Here is a 26262-nt window from a genome sequence, read left to right as displayed (position 1 = left end):
ATAGTATGTCCAGATTAAAACTTTTCTTGCCTCTGATTATTTTTATTGGATTGGCCGCACTTTTTGGCGCGGCCTATCCCTGAATCCGCAAGAAATGCCCTCCGCATTGCTTAACAAGCCGGTGCCGGAATTCTCCCTGGAGAATGTTGCCGATAGTAATCAACTGTTGCAGAAGAGTGACTTGCCAAAAGGGCCGCACTTGCTCAATGTGTGGGCGACCTGGTGTGTTGCTTGCCGGGTGGAACACCCCTACCTGAATGCCTTGGCGGAGCAGGGTGTCCCTATTGTTGGGGTCAACATGAAGGATGAGGACGAAGCTGCAATCAAGTGGCTGGAGAAATTCCACAACCCTTACATTTACAGCCTTGCAGACAGGGAAGGGCGCCTGGCCCTCGACTTGGGGGTTTTTGGAGCCCCGGAAACTTTCCTGGTGGATGCCGAGGGTACCATTCGCTGTAAGCATGTAGGCGTAGTGGATAACAAGGTGTGGCAAACCAAGCTACAGCCCCTTTACGAAAAGCTGAAAACCCAGCATTGGGACGAGTTTGCCGGTGACCTATCAGATTCCCTCGTCTCCCGTTGTCAGTGAGACCGAAGAAAAGAAAAGCCGCTTTATCTGTTGGTTGGGCCCGGTCGAAGATAAGGTGGAATTTCAGCAGCAACTTGACCTGGTTCGTGCAACATATCCGGATGCCAGTCACCACTGTACAGCATTGGTGATTGGCAACCCTTCCAATCCTGAAGTGATGCAAGCGGATGATGATGGTGAGCCTGGCGGCAGCGCCGGTCGTCCTATGCTGGAATTGCTGCTCAAACAGGGTATCGGTAATGTCGGAGCTATAGTTACCCGTTATTTTGGTGGTACCAAGCTGGGGGTTGGGGGTCTGATGCGGGCCTATAGAGGCTCAGTTGGCAGCGCCCTGCAAGAGGTCAGGCTCGACACTTTTGTACCTCTGGAAAGTATTGTCGTTGGCTGTAATTTTGCCCAGGAATCCCGCTTGCGTTTCCTGGTAGGGCGTCATCAGGGAAGCTGTGGGCCGGCAGAATATGCGAGCAAGGTTGTTATTCCCATCTCCCTGCCAAGTAGTGAATGGCCGTCTTTACGATTACAGCTTCTGGCTGAAAATTTTGAAGTACAGGATTAACTAAATAATCCCATTGTTCTTCAACTGCTTAATTTCTGTTTCTGAATATCCCAATTGGGAGAGAATGTCGAAGTTGTCCTGCCCCATTGTTGGGGCTTGCTTGAACTCTGGCATTTCTTTGTCACAGCGAATCGGCGGTGCGAGAATTTTAATTTGCTTTCCATTGTCATCATACATTGATTGTATTTTGCCATTCTCTGTGACAAATGGGTTGGTCAATGCTTGCTCCACGTCATAAATAGGAGCTGCAGGAACGCGACTCGAAAATAGTTTAAGCCACTGGTTAGTCGTCTTCTTACTGAGAATCATATCCAGTATTTCTGTGAGTTGATCTCGATTTTTTAGGCGTGTTTTGAAATCCAAAAATCTGGAGTCAGTGGTTAACTCAGGGTGCTCTATAGCCTTACATAGTTCTGTCCAGAATTTTTCCTTATTACACATTAGGTAAATCCAGTCGTCTTTGGTCCTATACAGTTGGCAAGGGGTAAGGGAAAAATGAGCCGAGCGGGGCTGTCGATGCTGGTTGTGCCCGGCATTCAACTGCCACATAGCTACATAGTTTAAATTATATAGTGCGTTATCAAATAAGCTGATATCGATATCTCTTCCCTTATCCGTTTCCCTGGCACTGAAAATACCTGATACCAATCCAAGTGCCATAGCTACCCCGGTAGATAGGTCCACTAGTGAGAGGCCGCAACGTGTGGGTGGTCCGTCGGGTTCTCCTGTCAACTTGAAGTAACCGGCCTCCGCTTGCATGGGATAATCGTAGCCTGGCCAAGATGCTCTTTCTCCACTCCTGCCAAAAGCGGTTAGGTGGGCGCAGACAATTTTAGGGTTGACCTTTTTAAGGGCATCAAAAGTGATTCCCAATTTTTCAGGTACGTCACCACGTAGATTACCGGTTACCCCATCAGCAGTTGCAACGAGCCTATGGAGTATTTCCTGCCCTTCTCTCGATGTGAGGTTAAGGGACAAGCTCCGTTTATTGTGGTTGAGTCCCTGGAAAAACAAGCTGCTGTTATCTGATTTTTCACCTTTTATAAAATAGGGTCCAACGGTGCGGGCCACATCCCCACCATGGGAAATATCCTCAATTTTTATGATTTCAGCGCCTAAATTGGCGAGAAATAATGTGCCAAAGGGGCCTGCGCCATATTGTTCTACGGCGATTACCCGCAAGCCGGAAAGAGGGAGCATTGAGAAGTTCACCAATCTTTGTTTATCGTCCAATTACGATTTTAGGACAGATAAATCTGGGAGTGCTTCCCAGCAGTGTTGATTAAGGAATGGGAGGCTGGCGCAAAAAAGAGTTTCAGCCCGATAAGCCATTTTAATTGACAGCGCTTAATGAGCTCATGATTTTTAGGGCTGCTAATATGCTGGGATAGATCTAAGTATGAAGATGTCATTAAGAGTTAAATTTTAAAGATTTGGGCGAAGAAACCTGGTAAGGCGAAAGTGCAAATGATGGACCGTGAGACAGTTTGTTTTTTTCGCAGTATTTTGTTTGTTCCCGCTACACGTCCCGACAGATATATAAAAGCGTTAATGAGCGAAGCCGATGTGGCATGTGTTGATCTGGAAGACGCTGTTGCACCAGGTGAGAAAGAAGCTGCCAGAGAGAAAGTCGTCGATTTCTTTAAAGCCGAAACCTCAAATTCTATTCAACGGGCATTGCGAATTAATCACCTGGCAAGTGAGCAGGGATTGAGAGACATGTTGTTGATATTGAAGATGGAGCCGTTGCCAGACATCGTTATGATACCGAAGGTGGAATCCTCCGAGGAGATCGCTTGGTTTAACGAAGTCATGACCTCTCTTGAACACCCTGTCAGATTAATACCCTTGGTTGAAACGACAAAAGGATTGGAAAATGCCATCAAAATTGCAATGGCGCCAAATGTAGTGGCTATCGGTTTTGGTTCAGCAGATTACTCATCCGAAGTAAGGGGAGATATGAGCTGGGATTCCCTGCTGTATGCTAGAGGGCGTATCGCGCAGGCAGCTGGACATGCCAATATAGCGGCAATTGATGGGCCCTGGTTGGATCTAGGCGATGACCGCGGCCTGCTTGAGGACACACAAAAAATAACGGCATTGGGTTTTACTGGAAAAATTGCACTACATCCGGGTCAATTGCGGGGAATACATCGGGGAGTCTCACCGTCGGAAGAAAGTCTACGTCAAGCGCAAAAAATTGTAGATGCTTACAGGGCAAACAGGGAGGGGTCTTGGTGGTCGATGGCCGGATGGTGGATATACCTGTGGTTGAGCGGGCGCAGCGGCTGATCAACCTGGCTAATAGGAAATAGCCATTCAGTTACGGCCAGGTAATTTGCTTTTCAGGACTTTATTTATATGGAACATCTTTGTTATCCCGGATATATAAGGGTAGGCGATAACCGATATAGGGAGAGATACGGTTTGGATTTTGAAGATTTTCAGGTGGGTCAGGTTTTTAAACACCGCCCCGGAGTCACTATAAGCCAGCAGGATAATGTCGAAGAATGTATTACTACATTTAACCAGGCAATGATACATTTTGATTCAAATTATGCAGCACAGACAGAGTTCAAGCAGCCACTAATTGTGACCACCTTGATTGTATCGCGCCTGATGGGAATGACCTGGAAAACGTTCAATCGGCGAAAAAGCATACTGGAGTGGAAAAGTATTGACATGCTCGCACCAGTATTTGGTGGGGATACTCTCTATGCCGAAAGTGAAATCTTATTTGTTGGTGCAACTTCTAAAGGCTCAGACTCAGACGCAGGCCTGATAGAAGTCGCTGTTCACGGCATTAACCAGGATAAAGTAAAGACGAATGAAATGCGTTGTAGTATGTTGATTTTCAAGCGGGATCATCTGCCGTTTTCCGCAAATAATTACTAATGATTAAATCAATAGATTCCGTTGGAGAGCCATTGTGAAGGATTCATTCAGTTTTCTCCGTGAGGTTGAGCCCAATGTATTTATTGAAACTTATGGGGTAGATTTTGAGGATTTTGAAGTAGGCCAGGTTTTTGAGCACCGGCCGGGCCACACCTTCTCAGAAGCCAGCTCACTGAGCTATGCACGCAATGTATTTGATCTCAGCCCCGGTTACGCTGATCAACGCTATGCCCGAAGGGTCTATGGTGACCGGATAAAGGTATCTGAGACTTTTGTTTTAAGTGCGATGGCTCTTACAACCAAAACATTTGGTAAAGTCGTGGCAAACTTGAGTGTGACGGATTGTAAGGTTGAACCAGTATATGTTGGTGATACTTTATATTTTGAATCAGCAATTCTCGGAAAACGCAAATCCAAATCACGCCCCGATCAGGGACTGCTACATGTTAGTTCACGTGCGCATAATCAAGATGGCGCTTACGTATTAAGTTTCGAACGGAAACTGCTAGTTTACAGACGCAATGTTGGTCCTTATACAGATGCCGGCTACTAACTAATAGGATCAAAGTGTTCTGGGAGCCGATTATATAATGTGGTTCTTTTACCAAAAGCTCATTAATTCTAATATTATCAAGGGTATCAATATTCAATAAGTGTGAGAATACCACCTTGATGGAAGCAGTATTTTCCATCATATACTTGACCCGACCTCACCTCAGGGGTTAGATTCCTTAGTAGTTTCAAAGATATTGTTTGCTGTACATGGTCAATGCTGAAAACTTCAGCGTCAAGGAAATCAAAATATTGTTTTACTTTTGGGTAGAGGGTTTTGAACAGGCTTTCCTTGATAGAAAATGTCAAAGTTAACCAATTGGCGTAAGGTAAGCCGGAATTGGAGAGTAATAGCTTTTCCTTTTCACTCACTATCAGATTACCAATTTCTTTGGCGGTCTTATCTGTCATGGGTAATTCATAATCAATACCAACCCCAACAGATTGTCTGCTGATTGCACAAACAGCTCTATTACCCGCATGTGTAATAGATCCAATCACACCTTTTGGCCATTGCGGGGACCGGTCCTGCCCAATCGGAATATCAATATTTTGATAACCATAATGATTTAAAGCTTGTTGGGCACAATATCTCCCTGCAAGAAACTCAGATTTACGTTTGTCTCGAGCTAAACGAACATCTTCAGATAAAGTAACATCCAGGGCCTTAAATAAAAGGTCGCTATACTCCTTGGGATTGAATTCACACTCGAATAGCTGACCCTGTAAAGGAAGCTTGGTAATTGGCCTTACTTCCGAAATAAATTCTTTAGTTCCCTGATTTTGAGGTGGAGTGCTTGTATGTATCATGGTGACATGAAGGTTGGTGTCTATATTCTTTGCTTCAATCTCGCTTCCCCCTTGTTATCCGAGGATAGAAGTAAGGATGTAAAATAGGATTTGCGAAGGTAGTAATTTCGGTATCATTGTCACAGATAGCTGGAGAACTGCAAGAGAAAAATAGGGATCTTTGAAAAAATACTATCTCTATTTACCCCTTCGCTATAATTCCCTAAATACCAAAGTTATCGCTGGTTAATTTCTGTGCGGCCCAGCGATTGATTGTAGTTGTTAGTATGGTTCTATGAGGTATCTCAGAGTAAATCAAGCCCCTTAAAAGCTACTTCTACTACAGGTTAGGGCACTAACGTGGAAAGTTAATTTGCATACTTATCCCAGGGAATTGAGAATATCCATAGCAGTTGTGTTTCGAGAATCGGTAGAGAAGCAGTACAAATCTATTTTTTTAGGATAGTTTCTCAGTTACTTTGAGTAGCTCAGCAATTTTTTTGCTAATTGATGACAAGATATTTGACGTCAAGAAATCCGACGTGATGATCAAATCTCACCAGGTCGGTATTCCTTTTAATCTCTCCCTAAAATAATCACTCAACTTAACGATGCTCTGCTCTAAACAAACTGATTTGCTCGATAATTAACCAGCGGGCTCCGGAAGTGTATGTGCATAAATTTGTGCCGTGACGAAAAGTGACGAGGCCTGGACTGTAAGTTCAATTACCGTGACTGCTATTTCTGAATAGTAACTTGATTAGCTTAAAATAAAATCATAGGGTTGTGTACTGATGGATATTTCGGGATAGTTGTCATGATCACTTTATAAATGTTAAGTTATCTATGAATTGGATAAGCGGCGTTTCAGTGGCGAAGTTATCCAAATGATCAATTAAAATGGGTAAATTTGAAGTAATTGAATATAGTGGCAATATTTCAGTAAAAGCTTCTGATATTGTTTCAAATTGATTCGAAATCTTTCAGAGCTTGATAGAAAGTTACCGTAGCTTAGCATACGTTGTGGTGGGAGCCTTATTCGTACTACCGTTTTAACTATTCCAGTAGCATTGGTTTAAGACTATCGAGGAAACTGGAACCAAGACCTGTGAGCTACTAGGAGAACCAGCCTGATGGTATGGCAATGTATATGATCCGCAAAATAATTCATTTAATTAGTGGATGTAGCTGGCTTCACGATGCATAGCCCTGAGGCCGAATAATTTTCATTGCACGAACTATTTATGACTCTACCTTAGTGTTATGGCTACCAAGATGACTAATCTATCACTTTTCAGTGAATTATAACCCCCTCAGAATTTACCAGATACTTAAGGAGGTGTGAATGAACATCGAAGTAACATCAACCCCACAAAAAGAAGATTTAAAATTTATTAGCGAGGGGATAAAAAATATAATCAGAAGTATATTCCGGATGATGTTGTATTTGAAGAAGATACTAAATTTGCAGTGTTTGCTAAAAGTGAAAATGGAGAAATTCAAGGTGGCATTCGGGCAACAGGGTTCTGGAACTATTGCATTATCGAGTTACTTTGGTTGTCGGAGGATACCCGCGGTCTAGGTGTTGGTAGTGAATTGGTGGCTGCTGCTGAAAAATATGCTCTTGAAAAGGGGTTTCAATATATTCGCACGGAAACATTAAGCTTCCAGGCTCGTCCTTTTTATGAAAAACTTGGCTTTAAAGTTTATGGTGAGTTGCCAGATTACCCCAAAGGACATACAACATACTGCCTAGTGAAAAAGTTATAACAATGTGTTCTAGGGGCGCCCTATCAAGTAGCCCCAAAAATCAATGCTAGGTGGTTGTTCAGCTAAGGTTCATAGTTTAATAGAGAGAATGTTAAATTTTGAATCGGAGGTTCAGCATGTACGAAGATTTAGCATTAAGAGCAACCATGACGGAGTTTCCTCAATCATTACGTACGAGATCGATATTAATTCCGGTTTGAAGGAAAGAGCTTAGCTTGACGAAGAGTGTTCTTAAGATTCCCTCATAGCACTCAACTATGTTGCTAAGCATTAGTTGTGAAGCTTAGTAGGTTATGAATCAGGGTTTTGGCACTTATGTAATGGCAGTAATTATCTAATTTTAAGTAATAGTGATGCTGTGGGGTGTATAGCATGGATTCCGTAAGAGCTTCTATCCTAGAAAGCCACTTGACAAATGGTTAAAGCTGGTTAAGGGTGCAAAACTCAGCCTGCTATTTTAGGTGTATTAGACAAAAAATATGAAACAGTTTTCAGAATTGACGATTAAGATTTTGGCGGCATATCTGGTTCTAAGTAATTTAGGAAATGCCCTACCGTTTATCATTGCACCTGCATCTTGGGGTATCAGTGAGCCAATACCCATTGCTCCCGTTCTTGGATCGATAGTAGTGCCAGCTGTTATTGGCATAATTCTTTGGGTATTGGCTCCAAAAATAGCGCCTAAAATCATCAGATCTAGCGATGGGGATGCTTCTGTTTCTGAGAAGGGACTGGTGGCGGCTGGCACTTTTCTTATAGGGGTCTACTGGGCTTTAAAGTCTGTGGGAGTTATTGTTGGCCAGCTTTTTACTCAGGGAACTATCAATTACGGTTATGTCACTGTTTTGGTAATTTCACTCGCAATGATTTTTGGTGGTAGGTTTGTTACTACCATGTACCATCGATTACGCACAGCAGGTACCGGTGTATAACCAGGTATAGTACTTGGTTATCCACCTTTTTACTGGTTGCTTTATGCATATTTCTGGACTAGATATATAGCATTGTCCTCTGATGAGAACGGCAATAAAAGAGAGTTGATATGAAGAAGATTGTTTGTTTTATTTCTTTGTTAATATTTGCTAACAACGCCTTTGCATTGAGATGCGGCAACGAGTTGATATCGGTAGGAGACATTAAGTATAAGGTGTTGAGCGCTTGCGGCCAGCCCGTAAGTGAAGAGGTTATTGGGTATATTGATCGGGAAGATGCTGCGGGGAACAGGGTTCGGGTAATGAAGATTGAGGAGTGGATCATTCAAGTTACTAATTATGGAAAAACTAATTACTACAGTTTGGTTTTTGAAGGGAATAAGCTTTTTAAGATAAATGCTGTTGACCAAAATTGATTGTGTCGTGTTTTCAACTTCCTGTGCTTCACAAGCTGTTGGTCAGGGGCTGGCACTACATGTTAGCCTCATCGCTATCTTATATGATTTTCAGGTAAGCAAGTACTTGTTTGGTGTGACTGGTATATACATACCTTTAGTCTATAGATATGGAGTTAGCATTTTATAATAGACTGTTTGGTGAAATCAAAAACTCTGAGTTAACAGTTTTGTTATCTACCTGGAAACATGATTGTTGTCCAAAACTTAGTGTATATCTGAAATATACCGTCAAATATATTGGTTTAGGATAAGATATGAATGTGAACTACAGGCTTGGAAAAAAGGATGATTGTCGCCGTATTGCAGAGCTAGACTATATTGCATCTGACGGAGCTGTAGAGTATCTATTTCATGATTTGATACCTAATGTGCCAGCTATTGAAGTGCTTTCCAATGGTTTGGAGCAAGATATTTATCCACATACTTTCCGTAGTTGTATTGTTGCTGAGTCTAATCAGGAAATTGTCGGGGTAGCTTTGTCTTATCCTGCAAAGTTCCACTGTATAACAAAAGAGTTGGTGAATTTCCTTCCCCCGGATCGTTTAAATAGGTTTCGAGAATTTTATTCAAGCAGGATTGAAGGGAGTTATTTTCTAGATGCTATGTGTGTTGATGAGGCATATCAGCAGAGAGGGATTGGAAAATCATTGCTGGAACAGACGAAAGAAAAATCAAGAAATGAAGGCTACAGTGAGCTAAGTCTTATCGTATTTTCTGACAATATCATAGCCATTAAGTTTTACGAAGAGCAAGGATTCAAAAGCATTAAGAATATTAAATTGGAATCACATCCACTTATTCCACATGTTGGTGGGTGTAAACTGATGAAATGCTCGTTGTAAGGAGTTTATGTTGTAAACAGATTAAACAATGGTTTATTTTAGTATGCTGCCTAATGAGGCAGCAGGTTAAGTTTTCAGTAACCCTGATGTTTAGTGATATGCGCTTGCGATAGCGGAAAAATCATAAGATGCATATAAATGATTTCATTCCAATATGGCGCCTTCTAACTTACTGATATTCACAAAATGTAAGCCCGTCAAGAGCTGGCGCAATCTGGGGCAGCCTTGAGTGCTAACCGGGCTAAACAGGATCTCTCTAGTACTAGTCCGCACAGATTACCTAAGACTTTCTTGGGTTATTCTTGTTGGTGACATTGCTTGCCGTGGGTGTTTGGCTGAGCGCTTATTTCTCTATTTAAAAGTGTATCAAAATTCAGTAGGAAAGACTGATAACTTCTTATTAAGTCTAGATTTACAGCTATGACAAATTACAAGAAAAATTTGCAAGTTCGAGCTGTCAATTGGAAGTCATTTGATTAGTGGCTAGCTTTATCTGCATGAAACATAACTTCTTGATGTCATCACAGAAAATCTTAATTTTTCTTTTTTTAATTTTCACGCGAGATTAATCCTGGCTGTAAGTTGATGTATTTTTGCGTGCTTGGCTAAAATGTGTTGATCGGTTAGGCTTTCTCGAAATTGTTAGGCTCACTTTGGTGGTTTCTTAGGCGAGATACCTGGGCTAACTCTTAGTGGCAACCAGTTAGTAAAAATGTAACAAATGATTGCATCACAATATGGCCGCTACATAGTTTTCACTTGATTCTCATCAGGTTACGTTACTAGTGGGGAGTGTCAGGCGGTAGGATGTAAGATTAATAATATATTTTTAAGGGCTTCGTGATTCTAGTTAATAAGTTAACACTATTCTTTCTTATATTTCGGTTTGCAACTTGGTTACAGAAATAGGCTGTATTTCAGTAGAATTTATTTGGCTGGAGTTCCTGAGGTGAATTTTCCAGTCACAACAGTTTTATAGTTGTAAGGTTTGACCATTATATACCAAGTGTCAGAGCCAATATGGATATTCTCTATACAGGAGGGGGTTCACTGACCCCGCAACGTAGAGTAGGTTAATCAAAAAACTATTGAAATCAAATGGATAATTTTTAAGTTTTTGGAGCATAGGTGGCGGAGACTAAATTTTTTTGGTGCAAGTTGGTATGTTGATTGTAAAGCTTCAGCAAATGAACATTTCAACAGCATTAATCTTCAGTTTGGGTTTTCCGAGTGTGAACGTTGTGGTCACTTCTGGTTTAAAAAAGGGGGCAAGAGTATAGGGAGTTTAATGAATCTTTAAAGTGTGTATGTCTGATTTTAATAATACGTGTTTGGTTGCCTAAAGGGGACTTTCAAACACGCTAATCAAGTAAAAATGGATAGATCGATGCTTAAAAATAAGATTTATAAAAAGGCTTTAAAAGGGATTGTCGGGGTATTATTTATTTCTGTGAGCTGGCAGGCGCAGGCGTTAACCTGCCCGCAACTGGAAGACGTTCAATTGCCACCCAAGTGTAACTCTACAGATCTGGAAAGCTGCAACGTCGCAGTGCAGAATATTATTCCTGCAGCGGCGTGTGCAATTTTTGAAGTGTCTCCCGCTGCTAATGACGCTACTTTAGTGCTCCGTTTTACGACGCTAATTACCAACTCTTGGTTTGATGCCACAGCCCCTTATCATCCGACTGCCAAAGGAGTTTACTCAGATATTGCTCGGATGGCTGAGCCGACAGATAACAGTGAGTTAAATATTGCACTTTCCTATGCGTCTCATAAGGTATTGAGTGGGTTGTTCCCACACTTGGTATCTGAATGGGATAATCTGTTACTTGAGTTAGGGTTGGATCCTGATAACTTTTCAGAAGATACTACTACCCCGATTGGTATAGGGAACTATGCCGGTAGAAAAGTATTGGAAGGGCGTGTTAATGACGGTATGAATCAGCTGGGTAATGAGGGTAATCAGTTGTATCACCGCTTACCTTATGCCGATTATACCAATTTCAAACCAGCTAACACTGCCTATAAATTACGTTTTCCTTCGAAGTGGCAGCCAGCAGTTTTAATGGAGCGCCCTGGCGTATATCGGGTTCAACAATTTGTCACGCCCCAGATAGCGCTGACGACGCCATACAGTTATGAGTCTCCGGATGAATTCACTTCGCCGGTACCTCTAAAATCGAAAATATGGAACTATCCAAGTTACGTGGCGCAAGTAAATGATGTTTTGACTACGTCAGCTAACTTAACTGATGAGCAGAAAATGAAGGCAGAGCTGTTTGATATGAAGATCTTCAGCTTAGGCTTTGCTGCTGTGTTTGCATCGGAGGCTCAGGGTTTATCGCTGATGGATTTCATTCATTACGATTTCCTGACTAATATGGCTGCCTTTGATACTGCTATTGCGATTTGGAAGGAGAAGCGTCGTCACAATTCCGTACGCCCCTTCTCCGCAGTTCGGTATATTTATAAAGACGAGCCTGTTACTGCCTGGGGAGGAGTGGGAAAAGGAACGGTAAATGATTTGCCTGCTAGTCAGTGGACCAGCTATTTGCCTGTTGCTGATCACCCAGAGTATCCGTCTGCTTCTGCCAGCTTTTGTGCCGCGCATGCTGAAACAAGCCGTCTCTTTTTACCCCAAGGTGATACATTGGGCTACACCGTGTCAGCGTTTGCAGGAAGCTCGCAGATTGAGCCAGGCATAACACCACAAACCGATTTGTCTTTGCACTTCCCAACCTGGACTTCATTTGAAGAAGACTGTGGTAATAGTCGTGTTTGGGGAGGTGTGCACTTTGAGCCCTCAGTTCCGGCGGGCCAGGCGATAGGTCACCAGGTTGCAAACCGTGCTTATCAATTTTATCTTTCTAAAGTGGCGGGTGAATAACAGGTAGAAGTTGGGATGGAGGATATATTTATCAATCAATATGATAAATGTTTATACCCTCCATTCCGTTTTAGTTGTAAGGGTAGCGTAAAAAAATTCTGGCTTGTTATTCTATTAGGTACACGAAACATTACATTTGGAAAATGAACAATTGCTCTGTTGGGGTAAGCAGCATGGATACTTCGGCTGATTTCTATAGCTATCTTTTTAATGAGATTCTCGTTACGAATAGAGCTGCTTCAAGACTGGCAATTTGCCGCAGAATACAACCGGTGAGGGCCATATTCTCAACGGTTTCTATTGCTTGCCTCCTGTTTCTTTTGGATACGGATATAAACTTCTTCTCGGTGAACAGATAAGGATTTAGGGGCATGTATTCCTATCTTTACCTGATTACCGTTAACCTCCAATACGGTGAGAGAGACATTCGCCCCAATTCTTAGGTTTTCGCCAGTCCGGCGTTTCAAGATCAACATTTTTATTTCCTGTTAATACTTAAGTCATGGGTGGGCGCTTTTGGGTGAAAAGCTTAGAAGTCGACATTTGGAGGGCTTGAGGGGTGGGGTGCGGGAGCGGTGGGCACAAAATAGGAAAAGGCGGACGCTAGGCTCCCGGAGCTTGGGAAGTCGCTCCAAGCTGCTGAATATTCTCGACTTTATTGAAGGCGAGCGGGTTTCTAGCGTACTATGCATATAGCCAACTTGATAGGATCGATATCAATTTGGTTAGCTGGCCCCTGGTGTTGGTAGCACCTTGGGTCAGCGCCTTTTCTCTATTCTTAGGTCACGTTACCGCTCTCCTATTGAAGGGTGGATCATTGTGAAAGTTTTAGGCTCCTTTAAGGTATGAGCCTTACACAGCTTGCTTGATAACCAGCCGCAATACTGATAAATATCTATTGATTTTACGCGGCTTTGACACAGATAAAAACCAAATAAAATCCAATAAGATTATTCGTGCGCCTAAATTTTTACAGGCACTATTATTTTTTCGGATTTTTAGGTGGTTAAAGGAATCTCATGTTTTCACAAGGTGAGCATATTTATAGTTTCTAACTTAACCAGTTCCGTGGCTCACCTTACTGATATCAGGGCTCTTTTTTGTATGGGATTTTGGGTGGCGGTTGATAGGGCTTCTTTGTAGGTGTTAGTTGATTTTGGCTTCCTTTGTACTAAGGGACCAGGTTTGCCATTGCTGTTCTACAGATGCGCCCAGCTGCTTATAGAAATCTTGCGCATTGATATTCGAGCAAAGTACTTCCCACTTTATTTTTGTACTACCCTGCTTGCGGGCTTCATGGATCAGTTGTTGCATTAAAGATTTGCCTATTCCTTTTCGGCGGTATTTCATACTGTCATTTACATATAGTTCCTTAATCCAGAACCAGGGAGTTAAGTCATAAGTAAATGGCAGGGGGTAAAAGGCCAAGTAGCCAATAATTACTCCATTATCTTCAGCGACTAGACACTTGAAATCTGCTTGATCGAATAGCCGGCTTTTCAGTTCACGCTCGTTGACTTTGAACTCAGTTAGGTAACCTTCAAATTTGGCGAGGGCACGCATCATTTTTAATAATTGGGCACCATCGCAAGGCATTGCGTAACGTATTTGCATTGGTCTCTTTTTTCTTTATTGGAATTCAGCTTGGGAGACGATTTTGGGCGCAGTCCTGCGCCCTCTTGATTTCTGAATTGGTGAGACAAGATCCAATTTGCTTACTCGGCGTTGGTAGTTTCGCTATCTGTAACAAGATGAAATCCTTCATCTATCCAACCAGTAACACCACCAATCATCTTTTTTACCGGGCGACCCAACTTGGCAAGCTTGATAGCGGCTTTCTCTGTGGCATTGCAGTGGGGGCCTGCACAGTAGACAACAAACAGTGTGCTGGCTGGATAGTTGGATAACGATTTTTCATTGATACGTTGGTGGGGCAGGGAGTGAGCGTCCTGGATGTGGCCTTGCCGGAATGATTCTTCGCCACGGACATCCAGCAGAACAAAATCCCGTCGCCCATTGGTAATGGCATGGTGGACATCCCAGCAGTCGGTCTCGTAGGCCAGCAATTCCTGAAAATGAAGTAGGGCTTGTTGGCTGCTGGCTGGGGCGAAGCGGCTTACAGCTGAGCTCATAAGTATCTCCTTGGTTCTTACTCTCATAAAAGCTTGTGCATAGTTTGTTCCTTGGCTGACAATTAGGCGATTGGCTTGAACGCCAAATAGCGTCAAGTTTGAGCCAAGTGTTGTATGGTGGTGACTGATAAAGGGGCTGGGCCAATGGGGCGTAGTGATCCAAAGCGAGTAGCGATTCTGGTGCACCGGCAAGTTGCCTTGTTTGAACTTGGCTGTGCGACTGAGCTGTTCTGTTTGTCTCGCCCGGGTATGGATGAGCTCTATCAGGGTGAGGTGGTCTCCTTTGCCCCAGAAGCCCCGGTAGGCGTGGGCGGGGTGTCTCTGCAATGTAAGCAGATCAGCAGTTTGTTGGATTACGATCTGCTAGTGGTTCCCTGCTGGTCTACTACGTCACTGGCCAAAGATCGTTATTTGGACTCTTTGTACGGTGCTCTGGAGGGGTTCGTTGCGGAGGGTCGGCAAATCCTGACTTTCTGCTCGGGTTCATTTCTGCCTGCTGAAGTTGGCTTGCTCGATGGGAAGCAAGCTACTACCCACTGGCGCTATGGGGATGTCTTCAAACAGCGTTTTGCCAATGTGGAGTACGTGAGGGATGTGCTTTATGTTTGGCAGGGTGCGCTGGCCTGTTCGGCTGGCAGCTCGGCGGCAATAGATCTGGGGATAGAGTATTTGCGTCGCAACCATGGCCATGAGTTTGCCAACTCTGTGGCTAAGCGCTTGGTGATGGCTCCCCACCGACAGGGAGGGCAGGCCCAGTTTGTGGAGACTCCAGTTCCCAAGCGGCCAGACCATTTCGCTGGGGCGCTGGATTGGGCCCTTGCCAACCTGCATAAACCCATCATGGTGGGGGACCTGGCAGAGCAGGCTCATCTTTCACGCCGCAGTTTTGATAGGAAATTCCGCCAGTCTATGGGAGTCGCTCCGAAGGCGTGGTTGATTCAGCAGCGTTTAATGGTGGCGCAGAAGGCGCTGGAGTCCGGCAAGGAGAGTGTCGATCTTGTAGCGCAAATTGCAGGCTTTGAGTGTAGCGCAACCCTTCGCCACCATTTTCGCAAAGCCTTCGGTATATCCCCCGGGCAATACCAAAGGCAATTTGCCTGTCCGGAAAGGCTTGGGGTTATAAAAGAGGAGTGAGTCTTTGGCGATGAGAGCAGGGGGCTTACTGGCTGGAAGCCGATTCCTTCCGTTGATACAACCCTAGCCGCGAACAGGTTATGATTCGCCCTTTATTGCCTGAATTCAGTACAGGAAACAAAGGATTTATGACCAAGCAGCGCGTATTGACCGGTATTACAACTACCGGCACTCCTCACCTGGGTAACTATGTTGGCGCCATTCGCCCGGCTATCGCCGCCAGCCAGGACGAGAATAACCAATCTTTTTACTTCCTGGCCGATTATCACGCGCTGATCAAGTGTCAGGACCCGGAACAGGTACATCAATCCACCCTGGAGATTGCCGCCACCTGGCTGGCTTTGGGCCTCAATACAGACAATGTCGTATTCTATCGGCAGTCCGATATTCATGAAATCCCGGAGTTGACCTGGCTGCTGACCTGTATGACTGGCAAGGGCCTGATGAACCGCGCCCACGCATACAAGGCTGCCGTGGATGCTAACCGTGTGGATGGCGAAGATTCTGACTTCGGTGTGACCATGGGATTGTATAGCTATCCGATCCTGATGGCTGCAGACATCCTGATGTTCAATGCCAATAAAGTGCCGGTGGGCAAGGACCAGGTCCAGCATATAGAAATGGCTCGCGATATTGCCCAACGCTTTAATCACCATTATGGCGAACACTTCGCGCTGCCAGAGGCGGTAGTGGACGACCATGTTGCCGTATTGCAAGGGCTTGATGGTCGAAAAATGAGCAAGAGTTACGGCAATACTATTCCGTTATTCCTGCCTGAGAAGAAACTGAAGAAGCACATCAATAAGATCAAGACCAATCTTCTGGAGCCAGGAGAACCTAAAGATCCTGATACTTCAACGGTCTTCCAGATCTGGCAGGCATTCGCTACTGAAGAGCAAACCGCAGAAATGCGTAAGGCGTTTGAAGAGGGTATTGCATGGGGGAGGCCAAGAAGCAGCTATTCGAGCTGGTTAATGGTCAGATCGGTGAAGCCCGTGAACGGTATAACACGCTGCTTGAAAACCCATCTCAGATTGAAGCAGAGCTTGAAAAAGGGGCGGCTAAGGCGAGCGCTTACTCTGCTCCGTTTATTGAGAAATTGCGCCATGCGGTAGGTATCCGCAAGATCGGTAAGTAATGTTTTGAATTAAAGTTGGGAGGCTATGGCTTCCGTAGCCGTCCTATAGATAAAAGAGCATTAATAAAAATATAACGATACAACAGGGATTCATTATGGAAAATGTTCAAGCTAACCCTGCAGAGGATGGCGACGCGAACAAGAACGGCTGGATCAACCGGGCGCTCAACTTTATTGAAGTGGTAGGGAACAAGCTTCCCGACCCGGCAGTACTCTTCCTCGTATTAATGGTTGCTATCTGGGTGCTGTCCTGGATGTTGTCTGGAGTAAGTTTCGATACCTTGCATCCAGCCACCGGTGAGGCAATCCAGGTGACCAACCTGCTCTCCAGTGGGGAGCTGGCTCGCTTCCTCTCCAGTATGGTGACCACCTTTACGAGCTTTGCTCCACTTGGTGTGGTGCTGGTGGCCATGCTGGGCGTTGGCGTTGCGGAGCAGAGTGGCTTTATTAATGCCGTTCTGAAAAAGCTACTGGCGGTGACCCCGCAGATGCTGCTCACCCCGATGCTGATTCTGGTGGCGATTGTCAGCCATACCGCTGTAGATGCCGGTTATGTATTGGTGATCCCCTTGGGCGGTGTAATCTTCTATGCGGCTGGCCGTCATCCTTTAGCAGGTATCGCTGCGGCGTTTGCCGGAGTATCCGGAGGCTTCTCAGCAAACTTTGTTCCTTCGGCCATTGATCCCTTGCTGCAGGGCTTTACCCAAACCGCGGCACAGATTGTTGATCCCGAGATTCAAGTAAACCCTCTCAATAACTGGTTCTTCACTTCGGCTTCCTGTCTCGTAGTAACTATCTTGGGCTGGTGGCTCACCGATAAGGTGATTGAGCCCCGCCTGAAGAATGTCGCCATTGATGGGGACAAAGAAGATATGCCAGTAATGCAGGAGCTGGGTGCTCGCGAGAAAAAGGCGATGTACCTGGCAGTGACTGTCATGGTGGCTGGAGTTGTGGGCCTTATCGCCTGGATGTTGCCAGAGACTTCTGCATTGCGCGACTCCCAGGGGCAATTGGCCTCCTTTAGCGCGCCGGTTATGAAGTCTATTGTGCCGCTGATCTTCTTACTGTTTGTTATCCCTGGAGTTGTATTTGGATATGCCGCTGGGACCTTCCGTAAAAGTAAGGATGTGATCGATGCGATGTCCAAGACCATGGGCTCCATGGCTTACTACATCGTGATGGCATTTTTCTGTGCCCTGTTTATTTCTGAATTTGCCCGCTCCGGTTTAGGCACCCTGTTGTCAGTAGAGGGAGGCAGCTTGCTGGCTGCCATGAATCTGCCGGGCCCAATTACCCTGATGGGTATTATTGTGCTGGTGGCATTTATTAACCTGTTTGTGGGCTCGGCCTCTGCTAAATGGGCGCTGCTCTCGCCCATTTTTGTACCCATGTTGATGCAGATTGGTTTCTCTCCGGACCTGACCCAGGCGGCATACCGTGTAGGTGATTCTTCCACCAACATTATTACGCCGTTAATGCCTTACTTCCCACTAGTAGTTGTCTATTGCCAGCGCTACGTGAAGGGAACAGGCATTGGTACACTGGTATCTATCATGTTGCCCTACTCGGTGGTGTTCCTGATCTGCTGGTCCATATTCCTGGTGATTTACTGGAATCTGGGTATGCCTTTGGGGCTGCAAGCCAGCTATACCTATCCAACGCCATAATGAGTAGCACCGGTGTGGTTTTACCCACCCCGGGATGCATCATTTCAGTTTCCACTCAGAGGTGCCCGGGTTCTTGGGCGCCTCTTTCCCAAGCTCTCTCCAACTAAAAATCAACCTGATGTTTGCCAGGTAGTCCCTTCTATTCATCTTTTTAAATATAAAAATATTGATTAATTCATGGCTTGTGCTGGGTATGAGCGAGGCTGAATTTCGATGGTCCCATGTGCCTACACCTCGCTCCTCCAGAGTATCTATTTCAGGCGCAGGTTTGCTCCCTTGCCTGCAATAAGGACACGGGCCAGACCGCATTAGTAAAAAAATGTTCTAATAATGTTGTAAGTGATAACGATTCCTATTAAGATCTGCGTCAACTTATTTCGGTAGCAGCTGCTGCGGCAGATAATATTTCCACTGAATTTTGAGGGATATCCATGGGCACCGCTCGAATCCAAGGTTTACGCCAAAACTCTTCTCCCATTCTTTCTGGGCTGAGCCACTCCCTGTTGGCATTGGCTATTGCAGCAGGCGGCTCTACTGCAGCTTTTGCAGCAGAGGATAAGAATGAGGGTATTGAAGAAGTTCATGTAACCGGCGAGCTGAACCTGTCCCGCCAGACTTCTATTGGCAAGCAAGATATTCCGGTTGATGAGACGCCGTTCTCTATTTCTCTGCGCGATAAAGATTTCTTCGATGTAACTGGCTCTAAAACTGTGCAGGATATCCTGCAGTACTCTGCCGGTGTGAATGGTGGCTTGTTTGGCGTTGATGCTCGCGGTGACTGGTCTACCGTTCGTGCTGTTGAGCCAATCATGTTTGTCGACGGACTAAAAACTACTTTCGGCAGTTATACCGGTTCACGTGCAAACCTGTATGCCTTTGAGCGTGTAGAAATCCTCAAGGGGCCTTCTTCTGTACTTTATGGACAGGGTTCTACAGGCGGTATAGTTAACTTGGTATCCAAACGCCCCAAAGAGGAGTTTGGCGGTGAGCTGATGGTACAGGGCGGTGACTATGATCGAAAAGTTATAGCTGGTGACGTAACAGGTGCTTTCGATAGCGATGGCGAGTGGCTCTATAGGGTAGTGGGTTACGCTCGCGATGCCGATGCTCAAGTTGATCATGTTGATGATGACAGCACCCTGTTAATGCCTTCCGTTTCCTGGCGCCCCAGTGCGGATACTGAGATTACTTTCCTGGTGAATCACCAGGAAGAAAAGACCGGTACCACTGCAGCTTTCCTACCTTGGGGCGGTACCATTGTCGATAATGTAAACGGTCAAATCCCGACTGACACATTTATTAGTGAGCCGGGTTGGGATAAATACAATACTGAGCAAACCGCTTATAGTTTGTGGGTTGATCATCGCTTGAATGATAGCTGGGGTATCAATGCGGGCCTCCGTTATTCAAAAGGGGATGTCGACTACAACTCGATGTATGCTGACTACACACTTGCATTGCGCCTGCAAAAAGACCTCCGTGAAGTATCGCGGACTGTCTATATGAAAGATGCGAAAAGCGACCTTTTGATTTTTGACCTGCGCTTGTCAGGCGAGCTGACTACAGGCTCTCTTGAACATCAGATTTCAGCGGGTGTTGATAGCCAGAATGCAGAAATCGATAACAGTATTTTAAGAGCCCGTGGCTACGGTGGTGATATCGATATTTTTGACCCGGTTTATGGTTATGTGCCAGAGGGACTGGAAGGGCTGGATAGAGAAATTACCGATGTCAATGCTGAGCAAGTAGGTATTTACTTCCAGGACCAAGTTAGCCTTGGGAACTTTATTTTTAATTTGGGCTTGCGTGAAGATAGGTTGTCTTCTAGGACCCATAGCAATGTTTCTACGAAGGCTAGCGACAAGCAGAGAGAGACGGAACTCACAAAAAGATTTGGCGTGATGTATGCCTTCGACAGCGGTGTATCTCCCTATGTTAGTTATTCAGAATCTTTTGAGGCTGTTTTAGCAGATCCGAATAGCCAGGGCGGTACCTACGAGCCTGTGAAAGGGGAGCAGATTGAAGCCGGTATTAAATACCAGCCAGAAGGCACTAATATCCTGATGACTGCCTCTGCCTTTGAGATTAAGCAGAAAAATCGCTTAACTTTCGGTCCTGACAGGTCCTATCGACAAATCGGTGAGGCGCAGATCGATGGATTTGAGCTTGAGGCCAGTGGGCAGTGGGGTAATCTGACACTGGTGGCTAATTACAGCCAGATGGATACTGAAATAGTAGAGAGTAGCGATCCATTTGAGGTTGGCACTGAAATTGAGACTGTGCCTGAGGAGCAATTCTCTCTTTGGGGAAACTATGACTTTAGTGAGTGGGTACCTGGTCTAAGCGTTGGAGTAGGGGCTCGTCATGTTGGTGACAGTTACACCGGTATTGATAAAGTTCATGCGCAGTTGGTAACTGCTTATGCCGAGCAGGCTGCTTATTACGATTATGTTTTTGCAGATTTCCCTACCGAAAATCCTTCTTACACCCTGTATGACGCTACTATCGGCTATACCCTGGAAAGCTGGAAGTTCCAACTGAATGTGAAGAACCTGACTGATGAAATTCACACGACTTCTTGCCTGAGCCGCGGTGATTGCTTTTACGGTGAGCGCCGTTATGTAACTGCTGAGGCACGTTACACTTTCTAAGTTAGAGTAGGCTGGGAGTTTGTCCACAGGGGGAGTCTGTGGGCAGACTCCCTTTTTTACGTTTTAACAATCAGCCGGGAAGCGAAATTTCCCAGTGTGGTGGTTATGCAAGATTCCTTTTACTTCGTTGCTGGGTCAGCCAGTGTTTTTGCCTTTGCAGGTATTTTTTCCTTGTACTCGGCTTGGTCCAGTAAGGGGGCTCAGCCATTACGTAGTTGGCTTGGTTGGGCAATGCTGGTTTTGTCGGCCGTTGGCTGGAGCCTGGCAGTCGGTACAGAATTTGGGATCAGTATTGCCGCCTTAATAGTAATGCTCGGCGTATTTGCATTACTTGTCGTTAGGGGTGAATGGCCCAGCGGCCCCCGGCCTATTGAAAAGCAACGATCGGGTGGTGTTTCAGAGCCCGGAGCCCTGCGCCAATTGTGGTTGCGGGGCATTTTGCGTTTTTTAAGTGCCACATTTTTACCCTTGGTGAGCGGGATCGTTGCCGGGTTGCTTTTCTTTGGTTTTACCGGCCTCTCTGATAGTTGGCGACTAGTTGGTGGTGCTTTTGTTTCGGTGACCATTTGGACCCTGGCGATGGTGTGGGTTTGTGCCGACAAAAAATTGTTGCGTCCTTCGGCAGGCCTGCTGGCATTTTCAGTGCTCAGTGGCCTGATGTTGAAACTTGCCATTCCCGCTGTGGCAGCTTAGTAAAACGGACCTGAGTAGGGATCTAACGTGAAATTATCCTTTAAGCCGACGCCTGCTTTTGTAAGAAATATGACCGATGGGCATTCGGTTCTCGGACTGGCGGTATCGACACTTTTATACATTGTCTGTGTCAGCGGAACACTCGCAGTTTTTTACAATGAATTTGAACGCTGGGAGCAGGCCTCCGAACTGGAAAATCTCAGTGTGGCTGCGTCTGTGTATCAGACTGCTGCTGAGCAGGCGATTGCGCTGGCAAAAGAGCAAAATGAAGAGTTTGACTCAGTAAAATTCACTATTCCAAATACAGATATGCCCCGGCTGGTTGTCGAGGTTGGTGATATTGAGCGCTATGTTGCCGAGGACGGCGCTCTTCTGGGGGAGGTAAAACATGAGTGGACACACTTTCTAGCCTATTTGCATTTCGCCCTGAACCTGCCTTTGGGTTTGGGGGTGCCGCTAGTGGGGCTGATAGGTGTTTTAATGGCGGCCCTGATAGTCTCTGGATTGCTCGCGCACCCCAAAATTATCAAAGATGCATTCTCTTTCCGGCTATCCGGGTCAAAGCGCTTGCAGCAGGTGGATCTGCATAACCGCCTTGGTGTCTGGGCTTCTCCTTTCCATCTGGCCATCGCGATTACCGGTGCCTTTATCGGTCTTTCCCAGGTTGCAGCCTTTGCAATTGCGGGCCTATTCTACGATGGGGATACAGAGAAAGTTGAGCACATCCTGTATCGTGAGCATCCGGTTATGCAAGAAAATGCTCCCGAAACCTCACTGCCAGACTTTGCCGCTGTACTCGCAGAAATGGAGCGTATTGCCCCCGAAGAGGAGCGAACCAGGTTGGAGGTGGCTTTCCCTGGTCGCGAGGGGCAGGTGGTAGAAATATGGACTCGTGTTCCCGAGCGACTGGTTTGGGGAGAGCGCTATCACTTTAATCCAGACGGAAGCCTGATTGAGAAGGAGGGATGGTCTGAAGGGGACAGCGCTAAGCAGGTCTATCTTTCCACCTTCCGTTTGCACTTCGGCCATTTCTCCGGATTCCCTGTGAAAATTGCCTACTTCCTGTTGGGTATTGGCATGTGTGTGCTTGTGGTTTCGGGTATCAATATTTGGTTGGTGCGCAAGCGCCAGAGAGGTGCTCCGGCTGTGCGGCTTGAGCGTGTATGGATGGCCCAGGTTTGGGGGATACCCTTTGCTATAGCCTTGAGCGCGGTGACTTATTTGGCCTTTACTGCGTCGGCAGTAAAAGTGTTCTGGCTAACCACGTTAAGTTTAAGCGTGGTCGCCGCTTTTGCGGGCACTGTAGCAGGCTGGTCTATATTATTGAGAGTGGCGACCATCATCGCATGTCTAATGGCGGTCATTGTGCATGCTTCTATTTTCGGTGCAGACTCTTTTGTGCGTGCCTCATTGGTGGCCAATGCAGTATGGTTGCTAACTGCTGCCGGTATCGCTGCTTCTTGTCTGTATACCTGGGTGCGTCGCCGCGATAGCAATTTTGCTACTGCGGTGAGCGGCGCTGTGGGCAGTAACTAACGAGGAGAATTGCCCGGTATTCGTCACGATGCCGGGCGCAGCATTTCTATATGGGGTATGCCGTCTTCGTCGTAGGGGTCGGATACCCTCTCGAAACCATATTCCCCATAGAACCGGGCCAGGTGTTCCTGTGCAGAAATACGAATTCCTCTATTGGGGTATTCATTCTGTGTCTGTCTTACAGCGCGATAAATAAGTTCTTTGCCTAGTCCTGTTCCGCGGCTGGACTCCGCGGTAAGTACTCGTCCAATGGAGGGTTCACTATATTTCTCACCGGGAAATACAACGCGTAGGTAAGCCTTTATTTGTGGGTTTTCATTGTTCCCGTCCCAGCAGATCAGGTGCCAGGCATGCTGGTCTTTGCCATCGGCATCTTGATAGGGGCAGTCCTGCTCTACGGTGAAAACCTCCTGACGCACTCGCAGAATTTCATAGAGCTGGTTGATGGAAAGTTCATTAAAGCTGCACCATTGCCATTGCATCTTGGTTATTCCCTCATAAATAGAGTTTTTATTTTTCGCCCTCATAGTCTGGGCTGTTAACGATAACCTTTGGCAAAAAAATATTGCCAATTTTTAAGTTTTGCCGAGCCGGTTAGTTCCCGGTTGTATTGCCTGGACTGGCAGGGGTTGGGTTTTGTTTGCTTTTGGCAAAAGCACCATGCTCCAGATAGTGGAGGACTTGGGAAATTACCTTTTTATCTTTCATCATAAATACATGGGTAACAGGCATTTCCAAGTGATCATTCATGCCCTCTAGCTTGGTGCTGGAGACAGAAACTTTGCCATCGTCGGTTTCGGGTATCATTTGCGATAGTAGGAGGTTAATGCTGCGTGTCCCGGCGATAATACCAACATCAAAATCTGCCTTTCCCAGTTTGTTGGGAACACTCATTGCGCCGGTGCCCAGCTGTAATCCGGCATCGCCAAAAGCAAACTGAAAGCCCGGAAAATTACCGAGCTTATCTACCACTTCGCTGCCTTTGTTGGGAGGCCCCAGCATAACCACGCGGTTCAAATTTTCAATTTTCACTTTGCTCAAATACTGGCGAACCAGAATGCCGCCCATAGAGTGGGTGACGAAGTTAATTTCATTTTCACCGGTGCAAGCATCCAATGCTGGTGCGATTGCTTTGCCGGCCAGCTTCTCTATGGGAAACTTTGTGGAAGGATAGTCCACATTGACCGTTTTATATCCTGCATTGCTGATTGCACGCTCCATCTTGGCCATAGAGCTATCAGATTTGGCGAGGCCGTGAAGTAAAATAACGCAGGCGGAGTGGGCATTTACCGACAGGGCGCCGAAGGCGAGTGCCAGCGCAACAACAACTTTTCTCATTTACTTCCTTACCCGTATTACGTTTTGCAGGAGTATGCTGCTCGTCCTGAAAAAAGCCAAGTATGCCGCAGGAGCTGAGCTTTCCCGCTGGCCGGGTGTGTGGCGGGGCTAGGAAGTATGCCGGTTAAGTATTTCAGCCATACGTTCGGGCCTGTCTGGGGTGATAACCAGTGTTTTGGTAGGGAAGTTTAGTACTACGGCCTGGTCGTGATCGGTCGCAAAAGCGCGGTAGCGCCCCAACTTCTTGTTCTGGAAGAGGCCTGTGTAGCCAAATAGTCCAGAGTTTCCAAATATACGGATCGATCCTTGCATAGCTGAAGGGTCGGCTGAGGCATTTCTGAGGTCCTGTAAGGGGATTCGTGTCCTCCAGCCCAGGCGGAGAACAAACAGGTTGTTATTCTGAATGACATAGCCTCTGACCATGAACAGGGCGCCCAGCAGCAGTATGGCTGGCGGTAGTGCAAGAGCGATACTAAAGAGTAGGGACGGCGTGGGTGGGGCCTTAGTCATCAGGAATAGTGGAATGGCCAGTAAGAGAGCGGCACTTATGGTGCTGATTATTTTTAACTGACGGCTCCACGGGGCTTGAAAAACGGCAGATGGCATAAATTACTCAATTAAGGACAAATAGCCTGAATTCTCCAATCATAGTGCTGGTGGAATCAAGTTGGCAAAGACCTTGTCCAAAGTCAGCGGTGATATTGAGGCAGGTCTGGAGAATTTTATGACCCATAAGCCATATTTTCGGGTGTGGTATTGAGATTTTGTGTTTTTATGGCGGTTTACCTATGGCAAGTGAACTAACAAAGAAAGAATCTTTATCTGCCCTTGTAGTGGAGGGTGGCGCTATGCGCGGCATATTCGCCGCGGGCGTGTTGGATGCTTTTATCGAAGCGAATTACTGTCCCTTCGACTTCGCAATTGGAGTCTCTGCAGGCTCGACAAACCTGATTGGATACCTGGCGGGGGATTACGGGCGAAGTCGCCGGATATTGCTTGATCATGCGCGCCGTACGGACTTTATAGATTGGCGGCGTTATCTAAAAGGGGGCATTTTTGCGATATTAGTTGGCTTTGGCATGCCTCTTACAAGGACGTGCCATTAAATATTCAAAGCTATATCGATAATGCAGTGCCTCTCTACGCGGTAACTACCAGCATCAATAGCGGTGAAGCTCATTATGTTCGAGTGACGGAAGAGAATATGCATGAAGTGTTCCCTGCGTCCTGCGCTATTCCGATGGCGTATCGTGAATTTCCCATTGTTGAAGGCGAGCCAATGACAGACGGAGGGCTTGCCGACTCCATTCCGGTTATTCGTGCTTATGAGCAGGGCGCAAGGGATATTACTGTTGTGCTGTCACGCCCATTGGGGTACCGCAAACCGGTTGGGGCGGCGCCAAAGTTTATTAAGCAGTTCTTCCACGATCACGCGCGGCTATTTGAAGCTGTCCTGGAGAGGGGAGAGCGCTACAACCGCGCTTTGGACTTTATTCAATCTCCCCCAAAAGATTGCCGCGTTTCGGTCATTGCGCCGCCGGAAGACTTCCCGGTAAAGCGCTTTACACAGGAGGCTGAGTTGCTTGAGCAGGGCTATCAAGATGGGAGGTCGCTAGGGTGGCATTTTTTGCGGGGTGAGGCGAGCGCCGCCTTTTCTGCATCGGCAGCAGACTGAGGTCGATTTGTTTTCGCAGTTTTTTAAG

Annotated in this window: 24 protein-coding genes and 2 pseudogenes; 18 read left to right on the top strand and 8 right to left on the bottom strand. The window is 46.0% G+C overall.

The annotated features are described in order from the left end of the window. Positions 1-5: 5 nt before the first annotated feature. A pseudogene (locus P3339_RS15545) lies at positions 6-589 on the top strand (DsbE family thiol:disulfide interchange protein). Next, positions 552-1145 (top strand): IMPACT family protein, encoded by a 594-nt coding sequence (locus P3339_RS15540; protein WP_026305260.1) that lies wholly within the window; start codon positions 552-554, stop codon positions 1143-1145. Before P3339_RS15545 ends, P3339_RS15540 begins: the two are co-directional and overlap by 38 nt. Here P3339_RS15540 and P3339_RS15535 read toward each other — a convergent pair whose 3' ends face one another. Further along, positions 1146-2345 (bottom strand): CaiB/BaiF CoA transferase family protein, encoded by a 1200-nt coding sequence (locus P3339_RS15535; RefSeq protein WP_282951095.1) that lies wholly within the window; start codon positions 2343-2345, stop codon positions 1146-1148. A 267-nt stretch (positions 2346-2612) separates the two neighbouring features. Between P3339_RS15535 and P3339_RS15530 the strand changes: the two genes are divergently transcribed. From P3339_RS15530 to P3339_RS15520, 3 genes are all read left to right on the top strand, one after another. Continuing rightward, positions 2613-3437, top strand: coding sequence for an HpcH/HpaI aldolase/citrate lyase family protein (locus P3339_RS15530; RefSeq protein ID WP_282951094.1), 825 nt, complete (start codon positions 2613-2615; stop codon positions 3435-3437). Positions 3438-3572: 135 nt separating this feature from the next. Continuing rightward, positions 3573-4040: a MaoC family dehydratase gene (locus P3339_RS15525; protein ID WP_282951093.1), complete on the top strand. Its 468-nt coding sequence runs from the start codon at positions 3573-3575 to the stop codon at positions 4038-4040. Between the two features lie 34 nt (positions 4041-4074). Further along, on the top strand, positions 4075-4593 hold the full coding sequence (locus P3339_RS15520) for a MaoC family dehydratase (RefSeq protein ID WP_282951092.1): 519 nt from the start codon (positions 4075-4077) through the stop codon (positions 4591-4593). A gap of 86 nt (positions 4594-4679) precedes the next feature. Here P3339_RS15520 and P3339_RS15515 read toward each other — a convergent pair whose 3' ends face one another. Further along, on the bottom strand, positions 4680-5402 hold the full coding sequence (locus tag P3339_RS15515; protein ID WP_282951091.1) for a 4'-phosphopantetheinyl transferase family protein: 723 nt from the start codon (positions 5400-5402) through the stop codon (positions 4680-4682). A 1449-nt stretch (positions 5403-6851) separates the two neighbouring features. Here P3339_RS15515 and P3339_RS15510 point away from each other — a divergent pair. From P3339_RS15510 to P3339_RS15490, 5 genes are all read left to right on the top strand, one after another. Then, on the top strand, positions 6852-7151 hold the full coding sequence (locus tag P3339_RS15510; protein ID WP_282951090.1) for a GNAT family N-acetyltransferase: 300 nt from the start codon (positions 6852-6854) through the stop codon (positions 7149-7151). 479 nt (positions 7152-7630) lie between these two features. Beyond that, positions 7631-8083, top strand: coding sequence for a hypothetical protein (locus P3339_RS15505; protein WP_282951089.1), 453 nt, complete (start codon positions 7631-7633; stop codon positions 8081-8083). Positions 8084-8193: 110 nt separating this feature from the next. Further along, positions 8194-8499 carry a DUF2845 domain-containing protein gene (locus P3339_RS15500; RefSeq protein ID WP_020414759.1) on the top strand — a complete coding sequence of 102 codons (306 nt, stop codon included), beginning with the start codon at positions 8194-8196 and terminating at the stop codon, positions 8497-8499. Between the two features lie 296 nt (positions 8500-8795). Continuing rightward, positions 8796-9383 (top strand): GNAT family N-acetyltransferase, encoded by a 588-nt coding sequence (locus P3339_RS15495; protein ID WP_282951088.1) that lies wholly within the window; start codon positions 8796-8798, stop codon positions 9381-9383. A gap of 1387 nt (positions 9384-10770) precedes the next feature. Further along, on the top strand, positions 10771-12270 hold the full coding sequence (locus tag P3339_RS15490; RefSeq protein ID WP_282951087.1) for a vanadium-dependent haloperoxidase: 1500 nt from the start codon (positions 10771-10773) through the stop codon (positions 12268-12270). 287 nt (positions 12271-12557) lie between these two features. On the opposite strand, the gene csrA is transcribed toward P3339_RS15490, so the two are convergent. The 3 genes from csrA to P3339_RS15475 all read right to left on the bottom strand — a co-directional run bounded on the left by csrA (position 12558) and on the right by P3339_RS15475 (position 14402). After that, complete coding sequence (gene csrA, locus P3339_RS15485; RefSeq protein WP_020414762.1) at positions 12558-12746, bottom strand: carbon storage regulator CsrA; 189 nt, start codon at positions 12744-12746, stop codon at positions 12558-12560. A gap of 670 nt (positions 12747-13416) precedes the next feature. Next, complete coding sequence (locus P3339_RS15480; RefSeq protein ID WP_282951086.1) at positions 13417-13884, bottom strand: GNAT family N-acetyltransferase; 468 nt, start codon at positions 13882-13884, stop codon at positions 13417-13419. Between the two features lie 101 nt (positions 13885-13985). Then, positions 13986-14402 carry a rhodanese-like domain-containing protein gene (locus P3339_RS15475; RefSeq protein WP_282951085.1) on the bottom strand — a complete coding sequence of 139 codons (417 nt, stop codon included), beginning with the start codon at positions 14400-14402 and terminating at the stop codon, positions 13986-13988. Between the two features lie 144 nt (positions 14403-14546). On the opposite strand from P3339_RS15475, the gene P3339_RS15470 reads away from it, so the two are divergent. The 6 genes and pseudogenes from P3339_RS15470 to P3339_RS15445 all read left to right on the top strand — a co-directional run bounded on the left by P3339_RS15470 (position 14547) and on the right by P3339_RS15445 (position 23221). Next, positions 14547-15536 (top strand): helix-turn-helix domain-containing protein, encoded by a 990-nt coding sequence (locus P3339_RS15470; protein ID WP_282951084.1) that lies wholly within the window; start codon positions 14547-14549, stop codon positions 15534-15536. Between the two features lie 128 nt (positions 15537-15664). Then, a pseudogene (locus P3339_RS15465) lies at positions 15665-16674 on the top strand (tryptophan--tRNA ligase). A 95-nt stretch (positions 16675-16769) separates the two neighbouring features. Further along, positions 16770-18341: an AbgT family transporter gene (locus tag P3339_RS15460; protein ID WP_282951083.1), complete on the top strand. Its 1572-nt coding sequence runs from the start codon at positions 16770-16772 to the stop codon at positions 18339-18341. A gap of 431 nt (positions 18342-18772) precedes the next feature. Beyond that, a complete protein-coding gene (locus P3339_RS15455) occupies positions 18773-20992 on the top strand; it encodes a TonB-dependent siderophore receptor (protein WP_282951082.1) in 2220 nt (739 codons plus the stop codon). Positions 20993-21097: 105 nt separating this feature from the next. Then, entirely contained in the window at positions 21098-21685 is a 588-nt protein-coding gene (locus P3339_RS15450) for a hypothetical protein (RefSeq protein WP_282951081.1), read from the top strand. Between the two features lie 27 nt (positions 21686-21712). Then, positions 21713-23221 carry a PepSY-associated TM helix domain-containing protein gene (locus P3339_RS15445; RefSeq protein ID WP_282951080.1) on the top strand — a complete coding sequence of 503 codons (1509 nt, stop codon included), beginning with the start codon at positions 21713-21715 and terminating at the stop codon, positions 23219-23221. Between the two features lie 23 nt (positions 23222-23244). Here P3339_RS15445 and P3339_RS15440 read toward each other — a convergent pair whose 3' ends face one another. From P3339_RS15440 to P3339_RS15430, 3 genes are all read right to left on the bottom strand, one after another. After that, positions 23245-23703: a GNAT family N-acetyltransferase gene (locus P3339_RS15440; protein WP_282951079.1), complete on the bottom strand. Its 459-nt coding sequence runs from the start codon at positions 23701-23703 to the stop codon at positions 23245-23247. Positions 23704-23815: 112 nt separating this feature from the next. Beyond that, positions 23816-24559 carry an esterase/lipase family protein gene (locus P3339_RS15435; protein ID WP_282951078.1) on the bottom strand — a complete coding sequence of 248 codons (744 nt, stop codon included), beginning with the start codon at positions 24557-24559 and terminating at the stop codon, positions 23816-23818. A gap of 108 nt (positions 24560-24667) precedes the next feature. Beyond that, entirely contained in the window at positions 24668-25165 is a 498-nt protein-coding gene (locus tag P3339_RS15430; protein WP_282951077.1) for a PH domain-containing protein, read from the bottom strand. Between the two features lie 182 nt (positions 25166-25347). Between P3339_RS15430 and P3339_RS15425 the strand changes: the two genes are divergently transcribed. Continuing rightward, positions 25348-25665 (top strand): patatin-like phospholipase family protein, encoded by a 318-nt coding sequence (locus P3339_RS15425; protein ID WP_282951076.1) that lies wholly within the window; start codon positions 25348-25350, stop codon positions 25663-25665. Then, positions 25656-26234: a DUF6363 domain-containing protein gene (locus P3339_RS15420; RefSeq protein WP_282951075.1), complete on the top strand. Its 579-nt coding sequence runs from the start codon at positions 25656-25658 to the stop codon at positions 26232-26234. Before P3339_RS15425 ends, P3339_RS15420 begins: the two co-directional genes overlap by 10 nt. The last annotated feature ends 28 nt before the right edge of the window (positions 26235-26262 follow it).

It is taken from the genome of Microbulbifer sp. MLAF003 (assembly GCF_030012965.1).
GTDB classification, from domain to species: Bacteria; Pseudomonadota; Gammaproteobacteria; order Pseudomonadales; family Cellvibrionaceae; genus Microbulbifer; species Microbulbifer variabilis.
The sequence above is the reverse complement of the archived record's forward strand: the minus strand, read 5'-3'. Positions and strand labels throughout refer to the sequence as shown.